This window comes from Streptomyces sp. TRD_SC_5, assembly GCF_056836825.1.
Genome location: NZ_JBWZZS010000001.1, coordinates 6,281,401 through 6,298,039, shown reverse-complemented (window position 1 = coordinate 6,298,039; position 16,639 = coordinate 6,281,401). Strand labels below are relative to the sequence as shown.

The window sequence follows — 16,639 nt, the reverse complement described above, 5'->3', positions numbered from 1 at the left end:
CAAGACCCCACCCCCACAGCGAGACCCAATCGTGACGCGGCAGGGCTCAGCGCAAGAGGTCGGTCAGCCGGCCCACTTATCGCGTACATGGCCAAGGTGGCGGCTCATGATGGCGCGGGCCTGTTCGGTGTCACGGGCCAGCAGCGCGTCGAGGAGTTCGAGGTGTTCCTCCGCCGACGCCTCCAGCAACCCGCGCTCGACCAGGGCCGTAAGGCCGTACAGCCGGGAACGCTTGCGCAGGTCACCGACCACCTCGACCAGGTGGTCGTTGCCTGCCAGCGCGAGCAGGCCCAGGTGGAACCGGCGGTCGGCTTCGACGTACGCGATGAGGTCGCCCGCGGCGGCGGAGGTGACGATGGCCCGGGCGACCGGCCGGAGGGCTTCCAGGTCACCGGGGTCCGCGCTGGTGGCGAGCCCCGCGACCGTAGGAATCTCGATCAATGACCGAATCTGTTTGTACTCGTCCAGCTGCTGATCGGAGACGGCGGTGACTCTGAACCCCTTGTTGGGAACGGTGTCGACCAGCCCCTCCTTGGCGAGGTCCAGCATCGCCTCGCGTACGGGCGTCGCCGAGACCCCGAAGCGGGCGGCGAGGCTGGGCGCCGAGTAGACATCGCCCGGGCGCAGTTCACCGGCGATCAGGGCCGCACGCAGGGCGTCGGCGACGCGCTCGCGGTAACTCTCGCGACCGCCGAGCGACGGCAGATCCGGCCCTGCCGACCGGGCCGCGACCTGGTTCCGCTCAGCGGCCATGGGAGTCCTCCTGGATCTGGTACGCGTCGACCGATCTTAGTGCTATGTCACGCGGCACCACACCGGAGCTAAAGCAGAAAGCCGGCGGGAAAGGGATCGGTCGGATCGAGCAGGTACTGGGCAGTGGCGGTGATCCAAGCGCGACCGGTAATGGCGGGCAGTACAGCCGGCACCCCACCGACCTCGGCCGTCCCCAAAAGCCGCCCGGTGAACGACGTACCGACAAAGGAATCGTTGACGAAGTCCTGAGACAACCCCAACTCCCCCCGCGCATACAGCTGCGCCATCCGCGCGCTGGTGCCCGTACCGCAGGGTGAGCGGTCGAACCAGCCGGGGTGGATGACCATGGCGTGGCGGGAGTGCTCGGCCGTGGAGCCGGGAGCCAGCAACTGCACATGATGGCAGCCACTGATGGTCGAGTCCTCGGGGTGAACAGGAGGCTCTGCATTGATCGCGTCCATGAGGGAGAGACCCGCCGCGAGGATCTCGTCCTTGCGCCCCCGGTCGAAGGGCAGACCGAACTGCTCCAGCGGCAGGATCGCGTAGAAGTTCCCGCCGTACGCGAGGTCGTAAGTGACGGTCCGCCCGTCAGCCGGCGTCGCCTTGCGATCGAGCCCCACACAGAACGACGGCACATTGCGCAGCGTGACAGCGGCGGCAGCACCATCCGTCACTGCCACCTCGGCAGTGACCAGCCCTGCGGGGGTGTCGAGCCGGATGACGGTGACAGGCTCGCGAACGGGAACCATCCCCGTCTCGACGAGTACGGTCGCCACCCCGATGGTGCCGTGCCCGCACATCGGGAGACAGCCCGATACCTCAACGAACAGCACGCCGAAGTCCGCGTCCGGCCGGGTGGGCGGCTGGAGGATCGCGCCACTCATCGCCGCATGGCCGCGCGGCTCGTACATCAGCAGGGTGCGCAGATGGTCGAGGTGTTCGAGGAAGTAGGCACGGCGCTCGGACATGGTCGCGCCGGGTATCGTGCCCACGCCGCCGGTGATCACCCGGGTGGGCATGCCCTCGGTGTGTGAATCGACCGCGTGCAGAACGAGTTTGCTACGCATGGCTGGGGCTCCCGGCGGCAGCAGCCCTCTCCGTGGCGGCGCGGACGGCTGCCGCCTGCTCGGGCAGAAGAGGGACACGCGGCGGGCGGCACGGCCCCCCATGACGGCCGACAACGTCCATGGCGAGCTTGATCGCCTGAACGAACTCGGTCTTGGAGTCCCAGCGGTGCAGCGCATGAAGCTCTCGGTAGAGGGGAACCGCGGTGGCGAGATCCCCACCCATCACCGAGCGGAAAAGCTCCACAGACACCTCGGGAAGGGCATTGGGACACCCGGACACCCACCCCTTGGCACCCCCGACGGCCAACTCCAGAAGAACGTCGTCAGCACCGGCCAACACATCGAGTCCGGGCGCGAGTTCAGCAATCTCATAAATCCGCCGGACGTCTCCGGAGAACTCCTTGACCGCCTGAATGTGTCCGGCCGCGTGCAGAGTCGCAAGCAACGCCGGCGTCAGGTCGACCTTGGTGTCGTGCGGGTTGTTGTACGCGACGACCGGGACACCCGCCAGCGCGACCTCCTCGTAATGGGCGAGTACGGAACGCTCGTCGGCGCGGTAGGCATTCGGCGGAAGCAGCATGACCGAGGCACAGCCGGCGTCCCGGGCCTGCTCGGCCCAGCGGCGCGCCTCGGCGGATCCGTAGGCGGCGACGCCCGGCATCACACGCTGCCCACCGACGGCGGCGACGGCGGTCTCGACGACCTTGGCGCGCTCCTGCGGCGTAAGAACCTGGTACTCGCCGAGCGAGCCGTTCGGCACGACGCCGTCGCAACCGTTGTCGACGAGCCAGGCGCAGTGCTCGCCGAAGGCGTCGTAATCAACACTGAGGTCCTGACGCAGGGGCAGCGCGGTGGCGACCAGGACACCGCGCCAAGGAGTGACGTTCAGATCCATGAAGCCTCTTTCCATCGATGTGACGTACGCGGTCGGCCCGGGGGGCCCAGCAATGCACGATGCCGGGAGGGGACGTGTCGGGGCGCTCCCCGCAGGGCGTCGAACGCAACCACCCCAACGAAAACCGACGTACCCGAACGTTCGACGCCCGAGGAGACGCCCCGGCGCGGCACCGACCCCACCGCCCCGGATCACGGCGGCTCCCCCACCCCGTCCAAGCTCCCCTCCCCCGCCAGCACCGCCAGCGGAACCGGCCGCGCGAACGGCCGCAGGCCCGCCCCCGGTGGGCAGCCGGCCACCCCCGCGACCCCGGGCGCGCACACGCGCCCCTGGCACCAGCCCATTCCGGCGCGGGTCAGCAGTTTGACGGTGCGCAGATCGGTGGCGCCCAGTTCCGTCACCGCCTCGCGGACGGCGGAAGCCGGGACCTCCTCGCAGCGGCAGACGATCGTGCTGTCGCTGACCTGCTCCACCCAATGCACAGGCGGCGCGAATACAGAGTCGATCGCCTCGAAGAACTCCCGCAGCCGACCACGGGACTTGGCCGCCGCCCTCCACTCCCGCCGGTCGGGCTCACGCCCCCGGAGCCGGGCCGCGATCGAGCGCCCGGCAATCTCTCCCTCGGCCAGGGAGAGCGCCGCTCCCCCAATACCAGTGGCCTCACCCGCCGCCCAGACACCCGGCACATCGGTCCGCTGCTCATCGTCCACAGCCACCCCCGAGCCACCGTCGCCAGTACCTTCGAGGCGGCAGCCGAGCCCCCCGGCGAGGTCGGTGTGCGGCAGCATGCCGTGACCCACCGCAAGGGTGTCGCAGACGATCCGCCGCCCCGTGCCGGGCCGTACCCGCCCGTCGGCGTCCAGCGCCGCCACGGTCACGGCTTCCAGCTTGCCCACGCCATGCGCGGCAACGACCGTATGGCGGGTCAGGACGTCAACCCTGTGCCGAAGCAGCCCGGCAGCGTACAGCGCCCCCTCGGCCAGCTTGCCCGGCTGCGCGAGAAGCCTCGGCCCTTGCCGCACAAGCGACTTGGGATCAGCCGACTCGATCAGCGCCGCCACCCTCGCCCCGGCCGCCGCGAGCCCCACAGCCACCGGCATCAGCAGTGGCCCGGTCCCGGCAACCACGACGGCACGGCCGGGCAGCACGAGACCGCCCTTGAGCATGGCCTGCGCGCCACCCGCCGTGACCACCCCCGGCAGCGTCCAGCCGGGGAACGGCAGCACCTTCTCGTACCCACCGGTCGCAAGGAGAACGGCGTCGGCCCGCACCGACCGGGACTCCACCTGCTCGGGGCCGACGAGCGCGTGCACGGCGAACGCACCCCCGTCGAGCCGCTCCACGAACCACACATGGAGGTCGGCGAGGTGCGTGACGAGGCCGGCACCGACGTGGGCGTCCAGCCGGGACCTCAGGCGCTTCCAGGTCCCCCACGCGTGATGCAACGCCTGAGGCCGCCGCGCGCCCAGCCGCGCGTCGGGCTGCCGGTAGAACTGCCCGCCCGCCTGCGCGGCGGAGTCGACGAGGGCGACGCGTACGCCGAGATCCGCGGCGACGACGGCGGCGGCAAGCCCGGCAGGACCCGCGCCGACGACGGCGAGCTCGGCCCGAACCTCACTCAGCACAGGCATCGGCACCATGACCGGTTCCTCCCTGCGTACGGATCGCGTCGCCCGGCGACACCGTCACCAGGCAAGCCCGCTGGTTCGGGCGGTCATTGACCGTAACCAGACAGTCGAAGCAAACCCCGATGCCGCAGAAGACACCGCGCGGCTGCCCGCCGTCGCGCGTCGTGCGCCACGCGGTGATGCCCGCCGACCACAGCACGGCAGCGACGGTCTGGCCGGGCAGCGCGTCGACGCGCCGCCCGTCGAGAGTGACCGCGAACCCTGGCCCGGGCCGGGCGCGTACAAGCTTCAGCGGCGTAGTACGACGAAGCCTCACCGAGCCACCTCAGAATCAGGAGCCGAAACCGAAACCGGAACCGGAAAACGTTCAGGCCGGAAAGCCGAGAGGTCCAGCCCCGGCGCCTCCCCCCTGAGGACCTGGGCGATCAAGTACCCCGTACCCGTGGCAAGCCCGACCCCCGCCCCCTCGTGCCCGCACGCGTGGTAGAGACCCGGCACCCGCGCATCCGGACCGACAGCCGGCAGGTGGTCCGGCAGGTACGGCCGGAAACCGAGGTATCCGCGCAGGGCGCTGACCCGCCCCAGTACCGGAAAGAGCGCGGTCGCACGCGCGGCGAGCCGCCGTACCACGGGCAGCGAGAACGTCCGGTCGAAGCCGACCCGCTCCCGGCTGGCACCGATCAGTACGGGCCCGGCGGCCGTCCCCTCGACGACCGCCGAGGTCTGCAATGCGGCGGAGTCGCTGGCCACGTCGGCGACGTAATCCGCGGCGTACACCTTGTGCCGGATGGTCCTCGGCGGCAGCGGCTCCGTCACCAGGACGAAGCCGCGCCGGGGAAGCACAGGCAGGTGCACACCGGCCAGCGCGGCGACTTCACCGCCCCACGTCCCGGCCGCGTTGACGACGGCCGGCGCATGAATGTCCCCGTGGCCGGTACGCACGCCGAGCACGCGCCCACTACCAGCACCCGTCCGCAGCACAGCAGTCACAGCCGTACCGGTACGCAACTCCGCTCCGGCCGACCGGGCCGCCCGTACGAAATGAGCAGCGGCAAGGGCCGGCATCACCTGACAGTCCTGCGGATAGTGGACACCACCCGCGAGCCCACGCACCAAATGCGGCTCAAGCGCACAGAGTTCATCCGCACCAACACCCACCGCCTCGACACCGGCCGCCCGTTGGCGCGCGGCGAAGTCCTGCAAAGCGGTGAGCCCCTCGGGTCGGGAGGCAACCACGACTCCCCCTTTGGCCTCGTACTCGACACTGGCACGCAACCCGGGTTCAGCATCAACAAGCTCCCGCCACAACCGCCCGGAGAGCAGGGCGAGTTCGAGCTCCGGCCCCGGCTCCTTGTCGGAGACCAGCAGATTTCCCTCACCCGCGCCGGTTGTCCCGCCGCCCACCGGCCCACGGTCGACGAGAACGGTGCGCAAGCCCGCCCGGGCCGCGTAGAGGGCGCAGGCAGCACCCACGATTCCGGCCCCAACCACCACAACGTCGCAGGTCAGTCGGTTTCTCACGCCAGTACAATGTCACATGTTCCCTTTCGCGCCAAGGGTCTCTACGCTGGGTTTCCTCACCGGGAGCAAGAGCAGGCGACCAAGCAGAGAGAGGCCTCACGTGTCCAAAGGCCGTAAGAACAGCCTTTATCCGACCGTCTCCGACGAACTGGCCGAGCTGATGAAGACGGGTTGGGCGGACACCGAGCGCCGCGACCTCGAACCGGCCGAGCAGACCCCGTACGCGGCCAAGCGCCGCGCCGCGCTTTCCGCCCGCTTCCCCGGCGAGCGCCTGGTGATCCCGGCCGGGAACCTCAAGGTGCGCGCCAACGACAGCCACTACCCCTTCCGCCCCTCCAGTGACTACGTCCACCTCACCGGCGACCAGACCGAGGACGCAGTGCTGGTCCTCGAACCGCTGGCGGACGGCGGTCACGAGGCGACCGCGTACCTCCTCCCCCGCTCCGACCGCGAGAGCGGCGAGTTCTGGCAGGGCGCCGCCAAGGGCGAGTTGTGGGTGGGCCGCAGGAACAGCCTCGCCGAGGCCTCGATGATGCTGGGCCTGCCCTGCCGGGACGTACGCAGGGCAGCCGACGAACTGCGCGCAGCCCCCGCGGCACCCACCCGGATCGTGCGCGGTTACGACGCCGCCCTCGAGGCCGCCGTCGAGAACCAGAACACTGACGACGAACGCGACAACGACCTCAAAGCCGCCCTGGCCGAGATGCGCCTGGTCAAGGACGAGTGGGAGATCGGCGAGCTGCGAAAGGCCTGTGACTCCACGGTCCGCGGCTTCACCGATGTCGTACGGGAGTTGGCAACCGCCGTGGCCACCTCCGAGCGCTGGATCGAGGGCACCTTCTTCCGCCGGGCCCGACTGGAGGGCAACGACGTCGGTTACGGCTCCATCTGCGCCGCGGGCGATCACGCCACGATCATGCACTGGGTGCGCAATGACGGCGAGGTGCGCCCCGGCGAGCTGCTCCTGCTCGACGCGGGCGTGGAGACCCGTACCCTCTACACCGCCGACGTCACCCGCACGCTCCCCATCGACGGCACCTTCACCCCTCTCCAGCGGCGGATCTACGACGCGGTGTACGAGGCGCAGCAGGCCGGCATCGACGCCGTGCGGCCGGGTGCGCGCTACCGGGACTTCCACGAGGCGGCGCAGCGGTACCTGGCGGAACGGCTCGTCGAGTGGGGCCTGCTGGAGGGCCCCGCCGAGCGGGTCTACGACCTCGCCCTGCAACGCCGCTTCACCATGGCCGGCACCGGCCACATGCTGGGACTCGACGTACACGACTGTGCCACGGCGCGCACGGAGTCGTACGTCGACGGAATCCTGGAACCCGGCATGGTACTGACCGTCGAGCCGGGCCTGTACTTCCAGCCGGACGACCTGACCGTGCCGGCCGAGTACCGGGGCATCGGCGTACGTATCGAGGACGACATCCTCGTCACGGCCGACGGCAACGAGAACCTGTCGGCCGGCCTGCCCCGCACTTCCGCCGAGGTCGAGACCTGGATGCGGGACCTCACAGCGCCGCGCTGAGCGCAAGCGTGTGTACGTGCGGCGACGCCGCCCATCAGGGCCACCAATAGGGTCCAGCCAGAATCCAATAACATAGGGACCAGGGCCACGACGGCAGGCGCGTGGCCACGATCGGGGGAGAGCACTCGTGAGCGGCAGCAAAAGCGGTGGCGAGCCGACATCCCCCCCGACGCCCCCGCCGCCGCAGACGAACAGCATCCGGCACGCGGCGTCGCACGCCGTGGTGGCAGAGGCTCTGCGCCAGCGCATCGCGCTCGGCGGTTTCGAGCCGGGCGACCGGCTGCCGACCGAGCGGGAGCTGGCCGCCACCTTCGGCGTGGGCCGCAACACCGTGCGGCAGGCACTGCGCGAGCTGGCCGAGGAAGGCCTGGTCATGACGACCCTGGGCCGCTCGGGCGGCACCCGGGTGGCACCGGCACGGCCCGGCCGCAGCGGCGCGCGGGCCACGATCACCGCCGGCATCCGGGCTTCGCTGCGGGACTACATGGAGTACCGGCAGGCGATCGAGCCGTTCGCGGCGCGGCTGGCGGCCGAGCGCGGTGCGGGCGCGGCCCGCAGGCAACTCGTATCGCTGCTCGACACCAAGGTCGCGGATCTCGGCGAGTACCACCGCGTCGACACCGCCTTCCACCTGGGCATCGCGGCCGCCGGCGGCAATGAGGTGCTGGCGGAGGCGGTGACGCGGGCCCGCACGGAGATGTTCGTGGGGAGCAACGCCCTGTGGCTGGGCTCGGACTGGAGCCGGGTCTACCCGCCGGACCGGGACTTCGGCTTCGCTTTCCGGGAGGAGCACGAGGCGATCGCACTCGCGGTGCTGTCGGGCGACGGGGAGGCGGCGGAGGCCCGGATGCGGGAGCACCTGCGCGATTCGCACCGCCAGTTCCTGACGCTGCTGGACCAGTTCGCCACCCAGGACTGAGGACCCGGCGCGATTGACGTCCGCCCCCGAGGCCGCCTACCCTCCAGGAAAGGGTCCAGCAGGAACCCATTGAGGAAACCCCCATCGGCGCACCAGCCTGACGCAGCCCGCCACCCGACCGACCGCCTGACCGGCCGACAGGAGAGAGCCTCGTGCACTCTTACGACGAGGACCTCACCCAGCAGGTCATGGACCACCTCCTGCACCGGCTCAGGCTGGACCCGCCGCCACTCGGCCGCCTGGGCGACCACGAGGAGCTCGCGCTCGCCCTGAAGGACGCGATCGGCCCGGCGCCGCAGCCCGCCGCCGACGTACTCCGGACGTACACCGGCGCACTGGAACCCACCGTCGTCTCCTGCGACCACCCGGCGTTCCTGGCCTTCATACCCGGCGCCCCGACCAAAGCCGCGGCCCTGTTCGACATGGTGCTGTCCGCGTCCTCCCTGCACGGCGTCTCCTGGCTGGAGGCGTCGGGCGCGGTGGCCGCCGAGAACCAGGTGCTGCGCCTGTTCGCGGACCTGGCGGGCCTGCCTCCCTCCGCCGGCGGCTGCTTCGTGAGCGGCGGCTCGGCGGGCAACCTGTCGGCCCTGGTCGTCGCGCGCGACACCGGCCGCCACCGGCTGGGCCTGGACGAGCGCGCCCCGGTCCGGATCGCGGTGAGCGACCAGGTCCATTCCTCGGTCGGCAATACGCTGCGCATCCTCGGTGTAGAGGCATTGGTCGTCCCGACCACGGACCACCGCCTCACCGGCGAGGCCCTCCGCTCAGCCCTGGACGCCTCGGAGCAGGACGGCGGCGCACCGGTAGTAGCCGCTGTCGCAACAGCGGGCACCACAAACGCCGGCATCATCGACGACCTCGCGGGTGTGGCCGACCAGACCCGCGCCCGCGACCTGTGGCTGCACATCGACGCGGCGTACGGCGGCGGAGCGCTCTTCGTCCCCGAGCTGCGGGAGCGCCTGCGCGGCATCGAGCACGCGGACTCGCTGGTGGTCGACCCGCACAAGTGGATGTTCGCGCCGTTCGACTGCGGCGCCCTCCTCTACCGCGACCCGAAGCTGGCCCGCGCCGTACACACGCAGGACGCCTCGTACCTGGACGCCATCCACGGAGCCGACGACGCCACCGAGCCGTGGAACCCGAGCGACTACGCGTACCACCTGACGCGCCGCCCGCGAGGCCTGCCGCTGTGGTTCTCCCTGGCCGTACACGGCACGGACGCCTACCGCGACGCGGTGGCCAAGGGAGCAGCGATGGCCCACCGCACGGCCCGCCTGGTAGACGACACGGAAGGCCTGGAACTACTCCGCGAGCCCGAACTGACGGTGGTCCTGATCCGCCGAACGGGCTGGCTGCCCTCGGACTACTACACCTGGTCGAAGAAGCTCCTGGCGGCGGGCACGGCCTTCATCACCCCAACGGTGTGGGAGGGCGAAACGGTAGCCCGCCTCGCCTTCCTCCACCCGGACATCACAGAGAAAACGGTCCGCGAAATCCTCGCTTCCCTCCGTCCTTGAGCCACCCGCAGGCGACTTCCGCGCCACCCTCGAAGGGCTTGCTCCAGTCGCCCCGGGCAGTCAGGCGCCCAGGTCGCCCAAGTCTCCACAGCCGCGTTCGTGCGGCAGCAGCGGACGGAAGTCGAGGCGGTACGTCCGGCCGCCCGGCACGCGCCAGACGGTGACCGGCGTGGCGGCGCGAGCCAGGCGTTGCGCGGCGCGGCCGGGTTCCGCGGCGAGGACCGTGCACTGGCCCTCGCGGGTGGGCGTCCCCGTGCGGCCGGGGTCGCCGTACGGCCAGGCGGCCGGCTCCGTGCGGGCGGGCGCGGCCGGCGTCGCGAAGACGGCAAGCAGGGCCGGTGTGTAGGAGCGCGGTTCGCTCCGGAACGCCTCGCCAGGCCACTTCTCCGAGTCCGACCGCTTGTAGAAAGCCGCGATCTCGTCCGCTTGGAGTGGCAGTTCGACCGGCGCGGGCAGGTCGGCTCCGGTGCGGCCCGCCTCCGCGACCGTGAGCGCGAGCACGCCCCCGTCCACCACCTCCGGCGAGGGGACGGAAGTACGGGCCGTCGTGTACGCGTCCCCGTACAGCTCGCGCGCCCGCGCGTCGGACAGGCGGCGGATCGTGGCCGTTTGCAGGGCGCCCGTGCGGCCGGACGGCGCGATCATCCGGCCGTCTCCGTAGAGCGACAGCCGGGGCAGAGTGCGCAGGATCTGCGGCGACGGAGTACCCGGGACCGCCCGTACACCGACCAGGAGCGCGGTGGGACCGGCAGAGGGCGGCTTCGGAGCAGCGGGGGCCTGGGGGGCGGCGCAGGATGTGCCGAGTGTGACGAAGGTGATCAGCAGAGCCGGGGCGGTCCGGACGGTACGCATGTGGAGGGGACGGGCGTACGGGACCTTCCGGTTCCGTACGCCCGTCCGCTTCTTCATGTGCCGCGCCTTCCCTGGGTGGAGTACGGAGTCAGGACTTGGTCAGCGTGTACGTGCCGCTGCCGGCCTTGTTGACGACCACCAGACCGTGGCAACCCGACGGCAGGGTGACTGTGACCGACTCCGGCCCGCCGGGCCCGTTGGCCGTGCCGCTCTCGGCCGCCCCGGCGCGGGAGTCGACATGGTCGGCCCCGGCCCGGTCCGCGTCGAAGACGAAGAGCTCCGCGTCCTGTCCCGGATCGGACGGGGTCACGGTGTACGTCGCCTCCTCACCGGCGGTCAGGCAGATGTCCCAGACGGCTGCGAGGCGGCCCGCGCCGAGAGTGACGGACGGGGAGCCGCTGAAGATGCCTTCGGTCTCGTCCGCCTCGATCCGGTAGTCACCGTTGCCGCTGACGACGTTGACCCGCGGGAAGTAGTCGCCCGCCTCGCGGCGGTTGGAGTTCACCGCGACGAAGTCGGTGACCCCGGCCAACTGGCCGCTGAAGCCCAGAAGCTGACTCTGGGCACGGTCGTCATAGAGCGACAGGTCGTAGTCCGCGGCGGCCGGCGGGCGCATCGCGACGACGGACCAGAAGCGCTTCACGGTGTCGAAGCGGTAGTTGTGGGCCGGTTCGGGAGTGGGGCGTTCCAGCGGGACCTGGTTGGTGAGCGGGTTGCGGAAGCCGTAGTCGATGGTGTTCTGGAAGAGGCTGCCGAGAGCCCCGTCCCCCACCTCGAAGCCGTCCTCGGCCCGGTGGTTCCAGTACTCCTGGAAGTTTGTGTCCCTGTGATCGAGGAAGGTCTTCCAGACGTTGGTCAGGCCCTCCCCGTACTGGTCCCAGGGCGCCTCGCCGTCCCCGTCGACCAGGTCCCACAGGGCGCCGGCCACCCGTCCTTCCACGGCGTCGCCGTTGTCCCAGCCGGCCGTTCCCCAGGTGTGGTTGTCGAAGTCGACGGTGAAGGGCGCCGCGCCCCCGTCGACGTACACCGGATCGTTGAAGACCGCCACCCCGTACCAGTCGCCGAACCCTTCCGACCACGCGCACGGCCGACTGGAGGTCCGGGTGATGAGGTGCGGGGACGGGCACTGGGTGTCGAAGTTGTTGTCGTCGTAGACGTCGTCCATCACCGCGTGGCCGATTTCATGGGCGACCACGTTACGGTCGTCGGCGTCCTGCGGCACCAGGTAGATCTCGTCCTCGCCAGGGCGGTAGAAGGAGCCGCCCGGGTCGTCGTCCGGGTGCCAGTTGATGTCGATGCGCCGGCAGTCGGTGTCCTTGGAGTCCCAGCAGTCGCCGGGCGTCCACGCCGAGGCGGCATTGGCCCAGCTGTACGCGCGCAGGGAGCCGTGGAGCCGGGCGTCGGTGGGGCGCAGCACGCCGAAGTCGGTTGTGGTGCCGTCGCCGAGGTTGTCGCGCTGTCCGCTGCGGAACCTGTACTCGTCGTCGTCGTCACGCTCGACGCCCCACTGGCCGTTCTGGGTGACGAACACCAGGTAGACGTCCTGGCCGCCACGTGCGTCGGTGCTGTTGTCGAAGCACAGCCGGTAGGCGCCGTTGTCGTCGGTGAGGCCGACGGTCAGCAGGTCGTCACTGTTGCCGGGGTCCTCGTCCCAGACCTGGACCTGGAGGTTGGCAGAGGTGCGCCAGGCGCCGCCGGCGTCCTGGTAGCCGAAGGAGCCGCGTACGCAGGTCAGTGCCAGTGCGGCCGGTGCGCCGGTGCCCGGTTCTTCGGCCGGACGGTCGTCGGAGTGCGGCTCGGCCAGGCCTTCGCTGCCGAGTCCTTCGGCGGACAGCTGGGTGGGCGCGGTGGGCTTGGCGTCCTTGGGGACGGCCGATGCCGCGAACGGACCCTTGCCGAGGCCGAGCCGGGAGGACGCCTGGTCCTCGCCGACTGTGGCGAGGACGGGCTCCTCGATGGCCACACCATGCCCCGCGGGCGGCAATACCTTTACTCGTACAGCCAGTTCACCGACATTCACGGCCTCGACCGGCAGGGAGTAGGCCGCCTTGCGGCCCCCCTTCAGATCGACGGTGCGTATGGCCGTGGTGACCGAGCCGCCGTTGTCCGGTAACGCGGAGACGTGGCGCGCGACCTCGAAGCCGTCGGGCTGCCCGGCGAAGCGCAGGGCTGCGGGAAGGTCGATCTCCAGACGGACGCCGCGTATGTCAATACGGGGGTCCAGCTTCACCGAGAGGTTGGCCGAACGACTCCGGGAGATCTTGTGATTGAACTTGGCGGTGACGCCCACACAGCGCACACCCCGGTCGGGCTGGGCCTTACAGGCAGCGGTACGGGCAGCACCGTCCGGTATCTCCTCGGCCGACGCCGGCACAGCGGCCATTCCGCCACCCAAGAGCGCCACGGTGAGTAACGCGGCGCGCAACTTCCGTTTCAAGAGAGCCCCCATCTTTGAACGTACTCCGTCAACCGACGGACATGCATCCGATGATGGCAGGACTGTTCACACCTGACCCAGAAACGCTCGTCGGTCTCAGAAATGGCCGATTCCGCCCCCCGGCACCCGCTGCACGAGGCCCGCGGACCGACTCCGAGCGGCAACACGAAAAAGAGGATCGTGACTGAGTCACAACCCTCTCAATACGCATATACAAAGAGTGTCCGAGGGGGGACTTGAACCCCCACGCCCGATAAAGGGCACTAGCACCTCAAGCTAGCGCGTCTGCCATTCCGCCACCCGGACCAGGTGGTCGGCCCCGGTTTCCCGCGGCGACATGGAAAACAATACCAGGGGTTCGGGGTGGCTTTCACCTGCGTATCCCGTGGTCAGTGGCTTGTGGCGGCGTTGCTCGGCGCGATCTCGACGCCGCTCCGCCGCCGTGTGCACCGTGTGTTGCCGTCCGTGTACGCGTAGCGTTCGCGCGGTGAGTTACGGATACGGATCCGGCCGACGTGGCTACCGTCGGCCGCGGGCGCTGTCGCCGTTGCGGGAGCATCTTCGGGACACCTTCTGGTTCGCGCCGAGCTTGGGGCTGGTGTGCGCGTTCGCGGTGTGGCGGGCGGCGTCGGCGCTGGATGCGGAGATCGTCGAGTATCTGCAGGGCGAGAAGGCGTACGACGCGGTCAGCGATCTGATCTCGATCGCCGACGACGCCAAGACGATCGTCACCACGATCAGCTCGGCGATGATGACCTTCATCGGTGTGGTCTTCAGCATCTCGCTGGTGGCGGTGCAGATGGCGAGCGGGGGTTTCACGCCCCGGGTCGTGCGGATCTTCGTACGGAGCAGGATCACCAAGCTCACGCTGACCGTGTTTCTTGCGACGTTCCTGTTCTCGCTGCTGGTGCTGACCCAGTACGACAGCAAGGCCGATCCGCGGCTGGTGACCACCGTGCCGCTCGTGCAGAGCATCGTGGTGATGCTCATGGTCTTGCTGAGTTTGTTGTTGTTCATCGCATACGTGTCGGCCACGCTGCGGCTGATGCAGGTCGGGCCCGTCGTCGAACGTATCGCGCGGGATTCGTTCCGCGTGCTGGCCAGGCAGGCCGGCGGGGAACCGGGGCCGGAGCCGCTTGTGGCCGAGAGCGGGCGGGTCGCGCATCGCGGGCGGGCCGGTGTGCTGCGGGATGTGAACGTGGCGCGGCTGGTACGGGCCGCCAGGCGGGAGGGGGTGGTCTTGCGGCTCATTCCCCGGATCGGGGATTTCGTCGTGCCCGGGACGCCGGTGCTGTCCGTTCACGGTGACGGCACGCCGTCGCGGCGGTCGCTCCAGTACACCGTGTCCGTCGGGGTCGATCGCACGTCGCACCAGGATCTCGGGTTCGGGCTGCGGCAGCTGTCCGACATCGCGCTGCGGGCGCTTTCGTCGGCCGTCAATGACCCGACCACCGCCGTGCAGTGCCTGGACCGGATTGTTCAGTTTCTCGCCGCGGTGGTGGAGCGGCCGCTCGGGGCCGTGCATCACCGGGACGGCCGGGGCGCGGTGCGGTTGGTGCAGGACGTGCCGGGGTGGGCCGATCTGGTGGATCTCGGGTTCGCCGAGATCAGGGGGTGCGCGGTCGGCAGTCCGCAGGTGTCACGGCGGCTGCTCGCCGGGATCGACGATCTGTTGCTGCTGGCGCCGGAGGAGAGGCGGGAGCCGCTGTTGCGGCACCGTACGCTCCTCGTCCAGGCCGTGGAGCGTACGGTGCCGGAGGCGGCCGAGCGGGCGTTCGCCCTGCTCCCCGATCATCAGGGCATTGGCTAAAGCCTCCGGGTCAGGGCATCAGGTGGTAGTCGGGGAAGTTGCCCGGGAGGCGTTCGTCGGGCCGCGGGCCCTCGGTCACTGAGCGGATGAGGAGTTCCCCGCCCACGAACGCGCCTCGCCACGACGCGCCGAAGCCGCCGAAGAGCTCGTCGCGGTCGCCTCGCGAGCGGGGCTTTCCGTGGCCGACCTTGAAGGAACGGACCTGGGGTGCCAGGCGTTCGTACGTCGAGGGGTCGTCGGTGGAAAGCGTCGCCACCAAGGCTCCGTTGGAGGCGTTCATCGCGGCGAGGAGTTCCGCCTCCGTATCGACCAGGACGATCGTGTCCACCGGGCCGAACGGCTCCGCGTGGTGGAGGGGGGACGATGGGGGCGGGTTCAGGAGAGTGACGGGCGGCAGGTAGGCGCTGGTGTCCTGGCCGGGGACGAAGCGGGCGTCGGTGAGTGAGCCGCGGTGGAGCGGGACCGCGCCTCGGTCTATGGCCTCGGTGACCTGGTCGGCCAGTTCCTTTGCCTTGGCCGCGTTGATGAGCGGGCCGAAGTCCAGGGTGGGGAGCGGGTCTTCGGGGTTCTCGACGGCTAGGGGGTGGCCGGTGCGGATGGAGCGCACGGCGGGGAGGTACGCCGCCAGGAACTCGTCGAACAGTGTCCGCTGGACGACGAAGCGCGGGTAGGCGGTGCAGCGCTGCTTGCCGTAGTCGAAGAGTTTGGGGATGAGGGAGGTCAGGGTGGGCCAGTCCGAGTAGTTCCAGATGCCCCAGGTGTTCAAGCCCTCCTGTTCGAGGATGTGGCGCTTGCCGAGGTCGGCCACGGCGGTGGCGATACGGGCACCCGTGTCGCGGCCTCCCACGAAGGAGACGCAGCCGATCTCCGGTGAGCGGACCAGGGACTCGGAGAGTTCGCTGCCGCTGCCGCTGAGGAGGGTTACGGGGATGCCTTCGCGGGCCGCCAGGGCCGAGGCGAGGGTCAGACAGGCCACGCCGCCGTCGGTCGGGGCCTTGGCGATGACGGCGTTGCCGGCCAGGGCCTGCACCAGCATGGCGTGGACCAGGACGGACATCGGGTAGTTCCAGCTGGCGATGTTCGAGACCGGGCCCGCGAGTGGGGTGCGGTCGGCGAGCATGGGCTCGATGCCGTCGACGTACCAGCGCACGCCGGCGATCGCGCGGTCGACGTCGGCCTGGGCCAGGCGCCACGGCTTGCCTATCTCCCAGACGAGGAGGAGGGCGAGGAGTTCGCGGTGTTCGGTGAGGGCGTCGAGCGTTGCCGCTACGCGGGCTCGGCGCTCGGGCAGCGGGACGTGGCGCCAGGCACGGTGCTGGTCCAGTGACGCGCGTACCGCCTGTGCGGCGGTGGCGGAGTCGAGGCGCGGCGGCCCGGCGATGGGGCTGCCGTCGACGGGCGAAGTGGCGGCGAAGGCGCGGCCGTCGGGCTTCCAGGCGGAGGCCCAGTGATTGAGTACGCGGTCGTCCTGGAAGGCCTCGGGGGCAACGGCGAGGCAGCGCTGCCAGGCGTCGGACCAGGCTGTTCCGGGCTTGAGAGTGAGGGTGGGTGCCATCTGTTCTCTCCGCTCATGAAGGGGGCGGGGCGGGACTGAGTGGCGCGAGCGTCGGTGCGGCAGGACGTGTCCGGCGGAGCGTTTCCCCACCCCGCCCCTTCCCGCTGCGACACTTTGCGGCTCCGCCGCGTGGGGGGCAAGCCCCCAGACCTCC

13 protein-coding genes and 1 tRNA gene are annotated in these 16,639 nt (G+C 70.3%); 4 read left to right on the top strand and 10 right to left on the bottom strand.

The features are described from left to right. Positions 1 to 63: 63 nt before the first annotated feature. The 6 genes from AC1P0E_RS28860 to AC1P0E_RS28835 all read right to left on the bottom strand — a co-directional run bounded on the left by AC1P0E_RS28860 (position 64) and on the right by AC1P0E_RS28835 (position 5,864). Positions 64 to 753 (bottom strand): GntR family transcriptional regulator, encoded by a 690-nt coding sequence (locus tag AC1P0E_RS28860; RefSeq protein ID WP_482745036.1) that lies wholly within the window; start codon positions 751 to 753, stop codon positions 64 to 66. 68 nt (positions 754 to 821) lie between these two features. Continuing rightward, positions 822 to 1,820 (bottom strand): proline racemase family protein, encoded by a 999-nt coding sequence (locus tag AC1P0E_RS28855; RefSeq protein WP_482745035.1) that lies wholly within the window; start codon positions 1,818 to 1,820, stop codon positions 822 to 824. Then, positions 1,813 to 2,715, bottom strand: coding sequence for a dihydrodipicolinate synthase family protein (locus tag AC1P0E_RS28850; protein ID WP_482745034.1), 903 nt, complete (start codon positions 2,713 to 2,715; stop codon positions 1,813 to 1,815). The genes AC1P0E_RS28855 and AC1P0E_RS28850 overlap by 8 nt, the downstream gene beginning before the upstream one ends. Before the next feature lie 191 nt (positions 2,716 to 2,906). Then, positions 2,907 to 4,355: an FAD/NAD(P)-dependent oxidoreductase gene (locus AC1P0E_RS28845; RefSeq protein ID WP_482745033.1), complete on the bottom strand. Its 1,449-nt coding sequence runs from the start codon at positions 4,353 to 4,355 to the stop codon at positions 2,907 to 2,909. Continuing rightward, positions 4,330 to 4,659, bottom strand: coding sequence for a (2Fe-2S)-binding protein (locus AC1P0E_RS28840; RefSeq protein ID WP_482745032.1), 330 nt, complete (start codon positions 4,657 to 4,659; stop codon positions 4,330 to 4,332). The genes AC1P0E_RS28845 and AC1P0E_RS28840 overlap by 26 nt, the downstream gene beginning before the upstream one ends. Then, positions 4,656 to 5,864, bottom strand: a complete 1,209-nt coding sequence (locus tag AC1P0E_RS28835) for an NAD(P)/FAD-dependent oxidoreductase (protein WP_482745031.1) — start codon at positions 5,862 to 5,864, stop codon at positions 4,656 to 4,658. The genes AC1P0E_RS28840 and AC1P0E_RS28835 overlap by 4 nt, the downstream gene beginning before the upstream one ends. Before the next feature lie 100 nt (positions 5,865 to 5,964). Between AC1P0E_RS28835 and AC1P0E_RS28830 the strand changes: the two genes are divergently transcribed. The 3 genes from AC1P0E_RS28830 to AC1P0E_RS28820 all read left to right on the top strand — a co-directional run bounded on the left by AC1P0E_RS28830 (position 5,965) and on the right by AC1P0E_RS28820 (position 9,831). Further along, positions 5,965 to 7,395, top strand: a complete 1,431-nt coding sequence (locus AC1P0E_RS28830) for an aminopeptidase P family protein (RefSeq protein WP_482745030.1) — start codon at positions 5,965 to 5,967, stop codon at positions 7,393 to 7,395. 127 nt (positions 7,396 to 7,522) lie between these two features. Beyond that, the gene (locus tag AC1P0E_RS28825; protein ID WP_482745029.1) at positions 7,523 to 8,314 is read left to right on the top strand and encodes a FadR/GntR family transcriptional regulator; all 792 of its coding nucleotides are present in this window, start codon (positions 7,523 to 7,525) and stop codon (positions 8,312 to 8,314) included. A gap of 152 nt (positions 8,315 to 8,466) precedes the next feature. Next, complete coding sequence (locus tag AC1P0E_RS28820; RefSeq protein ID WP_482745028.1) at positions 8,467 to 9,831, top strand: pyridoxal phosphate-dependent decarboxylase family protein; 1,365 nt, start codon at positions 8,467 to 8,469, stop codon at positions 9,829 to 9,831. Positions 9,832 to 9,891: 60 nt separating this feature from the next. On the opposite strand, the gene AC1P0E_RS28815 is transcribed toward AC1P0E_RS28820, so the two are convergent. The 3 genes from AC1P0E_RS28815 to AC1P0E_RS28805 form a co-directional block, all read right to left on the bottom strand. Continuing rightward, entirely contained in the window at positions 9,892 to 10,740 is an 849-nt protein-coding gene (locus AC1P0E_RS28815; RefSeq protein ID WP_482745027.1) for a hypothetical protein, read from the bottom strand. A 31-nt stretch (positions 10,741 to 10,771) separates the two neighbouring features. Next, entirely contained in the window at positions 10,772 to 13,066 is a 2,295-nt protein-coding gene (locus tag AC1P0E_RS28810) for a transthyretin-like family protein (protein ID WP_482745026.1), read from the bottom strand. A gap of 275 nt (positions 13,067 to 13,341) precedes the next feature. Next, a tRNA-Leu gene (locus AC1P0E_RS28805) sits at positions 13,342 to 13,426 on the bottom strand. 181 nt (positions 13,427 to 13,607) lie between these two features. Between AC1P0E_RS28805 and AC1P0E_RS28800 the strand changes: the two genes are divergently transcribed. Beyond that, positions 13,608 to 14,930: a DUF2254 domain-containing protein gene (locus AC1P0E_RS28800; protein WP_482745939.1), complete on the top strand. Its 1,323-nt coding sequence runs from the start codon at positions 13,608 to 13,610 to the stop codon at positions 14,928 to 14,930. A 10-nt stretch (positions 14,931 to 14,940) separates the two neighbouring features. Here AC1P0E_RS28800 and AC1P0E_RS28795 read toward each other — a convergent pair whose 3' ends face one another. Continuing rightward, positions 14,941 to 16,485 carry an aldehyde dehydrogenase family protein gene (locus AC1P0E_RS28795; protein ID WP_482745025.1) on the bottom strand — a complete coding sequence of 515 codons (1,545 nt, stop codon included), beginning with the start codon at positions 16,483 to 16,485 and terminating at the stop codon, positions 14,941 to 14,943. Positions 16,486 to 16,639 lie beyond the last annotated feature (154 nt).

Bases quoted from the DNA above. Each gene is read 5' to 3' on its own strand.
- AC1P0E_RS28860 (WP_482745036.1), bottom strand. From the start codon at position 753: ATGGCCGCTGAGCGGAACCAGGTCGCGGCCCGGTCGGCAGGGCCGGAT.
- AC1P0E_RS28855 (WP_482745035.1), bottom strand. From the start codon at position 1,820: ATGCGTAGCAAACTCGTTCTGCACGCGGTCGATTCACACACCGAGGGC.
- AC1P0E_RS28850 (WP_482745034.1), bottom strand. From the start codon at position 2,715: ATGGATCTGAACGTCACTCCTTGGCGCGGTGTCCTGGTCGCCACCGCG.
- AC1P0E_RS28845 (WP_482745033.1), bottom strand. From the start codon at position 4,355: ATGGTGCCGATGCCTGTGCTGAGTGAGGTTCGGGCCGAGCTCGCCGTC.
- AC1P0E_RS28815 (WP_482745027.1), bottom strand. From the start codon at position 10,740: ATGAAGAAGCGGACGGGCGTACGGAACCGGAAGGTCCCGTACGCCCGT.
- AC1P0E_RS28810 (WP_482745026.1), bottom strand. From the start codon at position 13,066: ATGGCCGCTGTGCCGGCGTCGGCCGAGGAGATACCGGACGGTGCTGCC.
- AC1P0E_RS28795 (WP_482745025.1), bottom strand. From the start codon at position 16,485: ATGGCACCCACCCTCACTCTCAAGCCCGGAACAGCCTGGTCCGACGCC.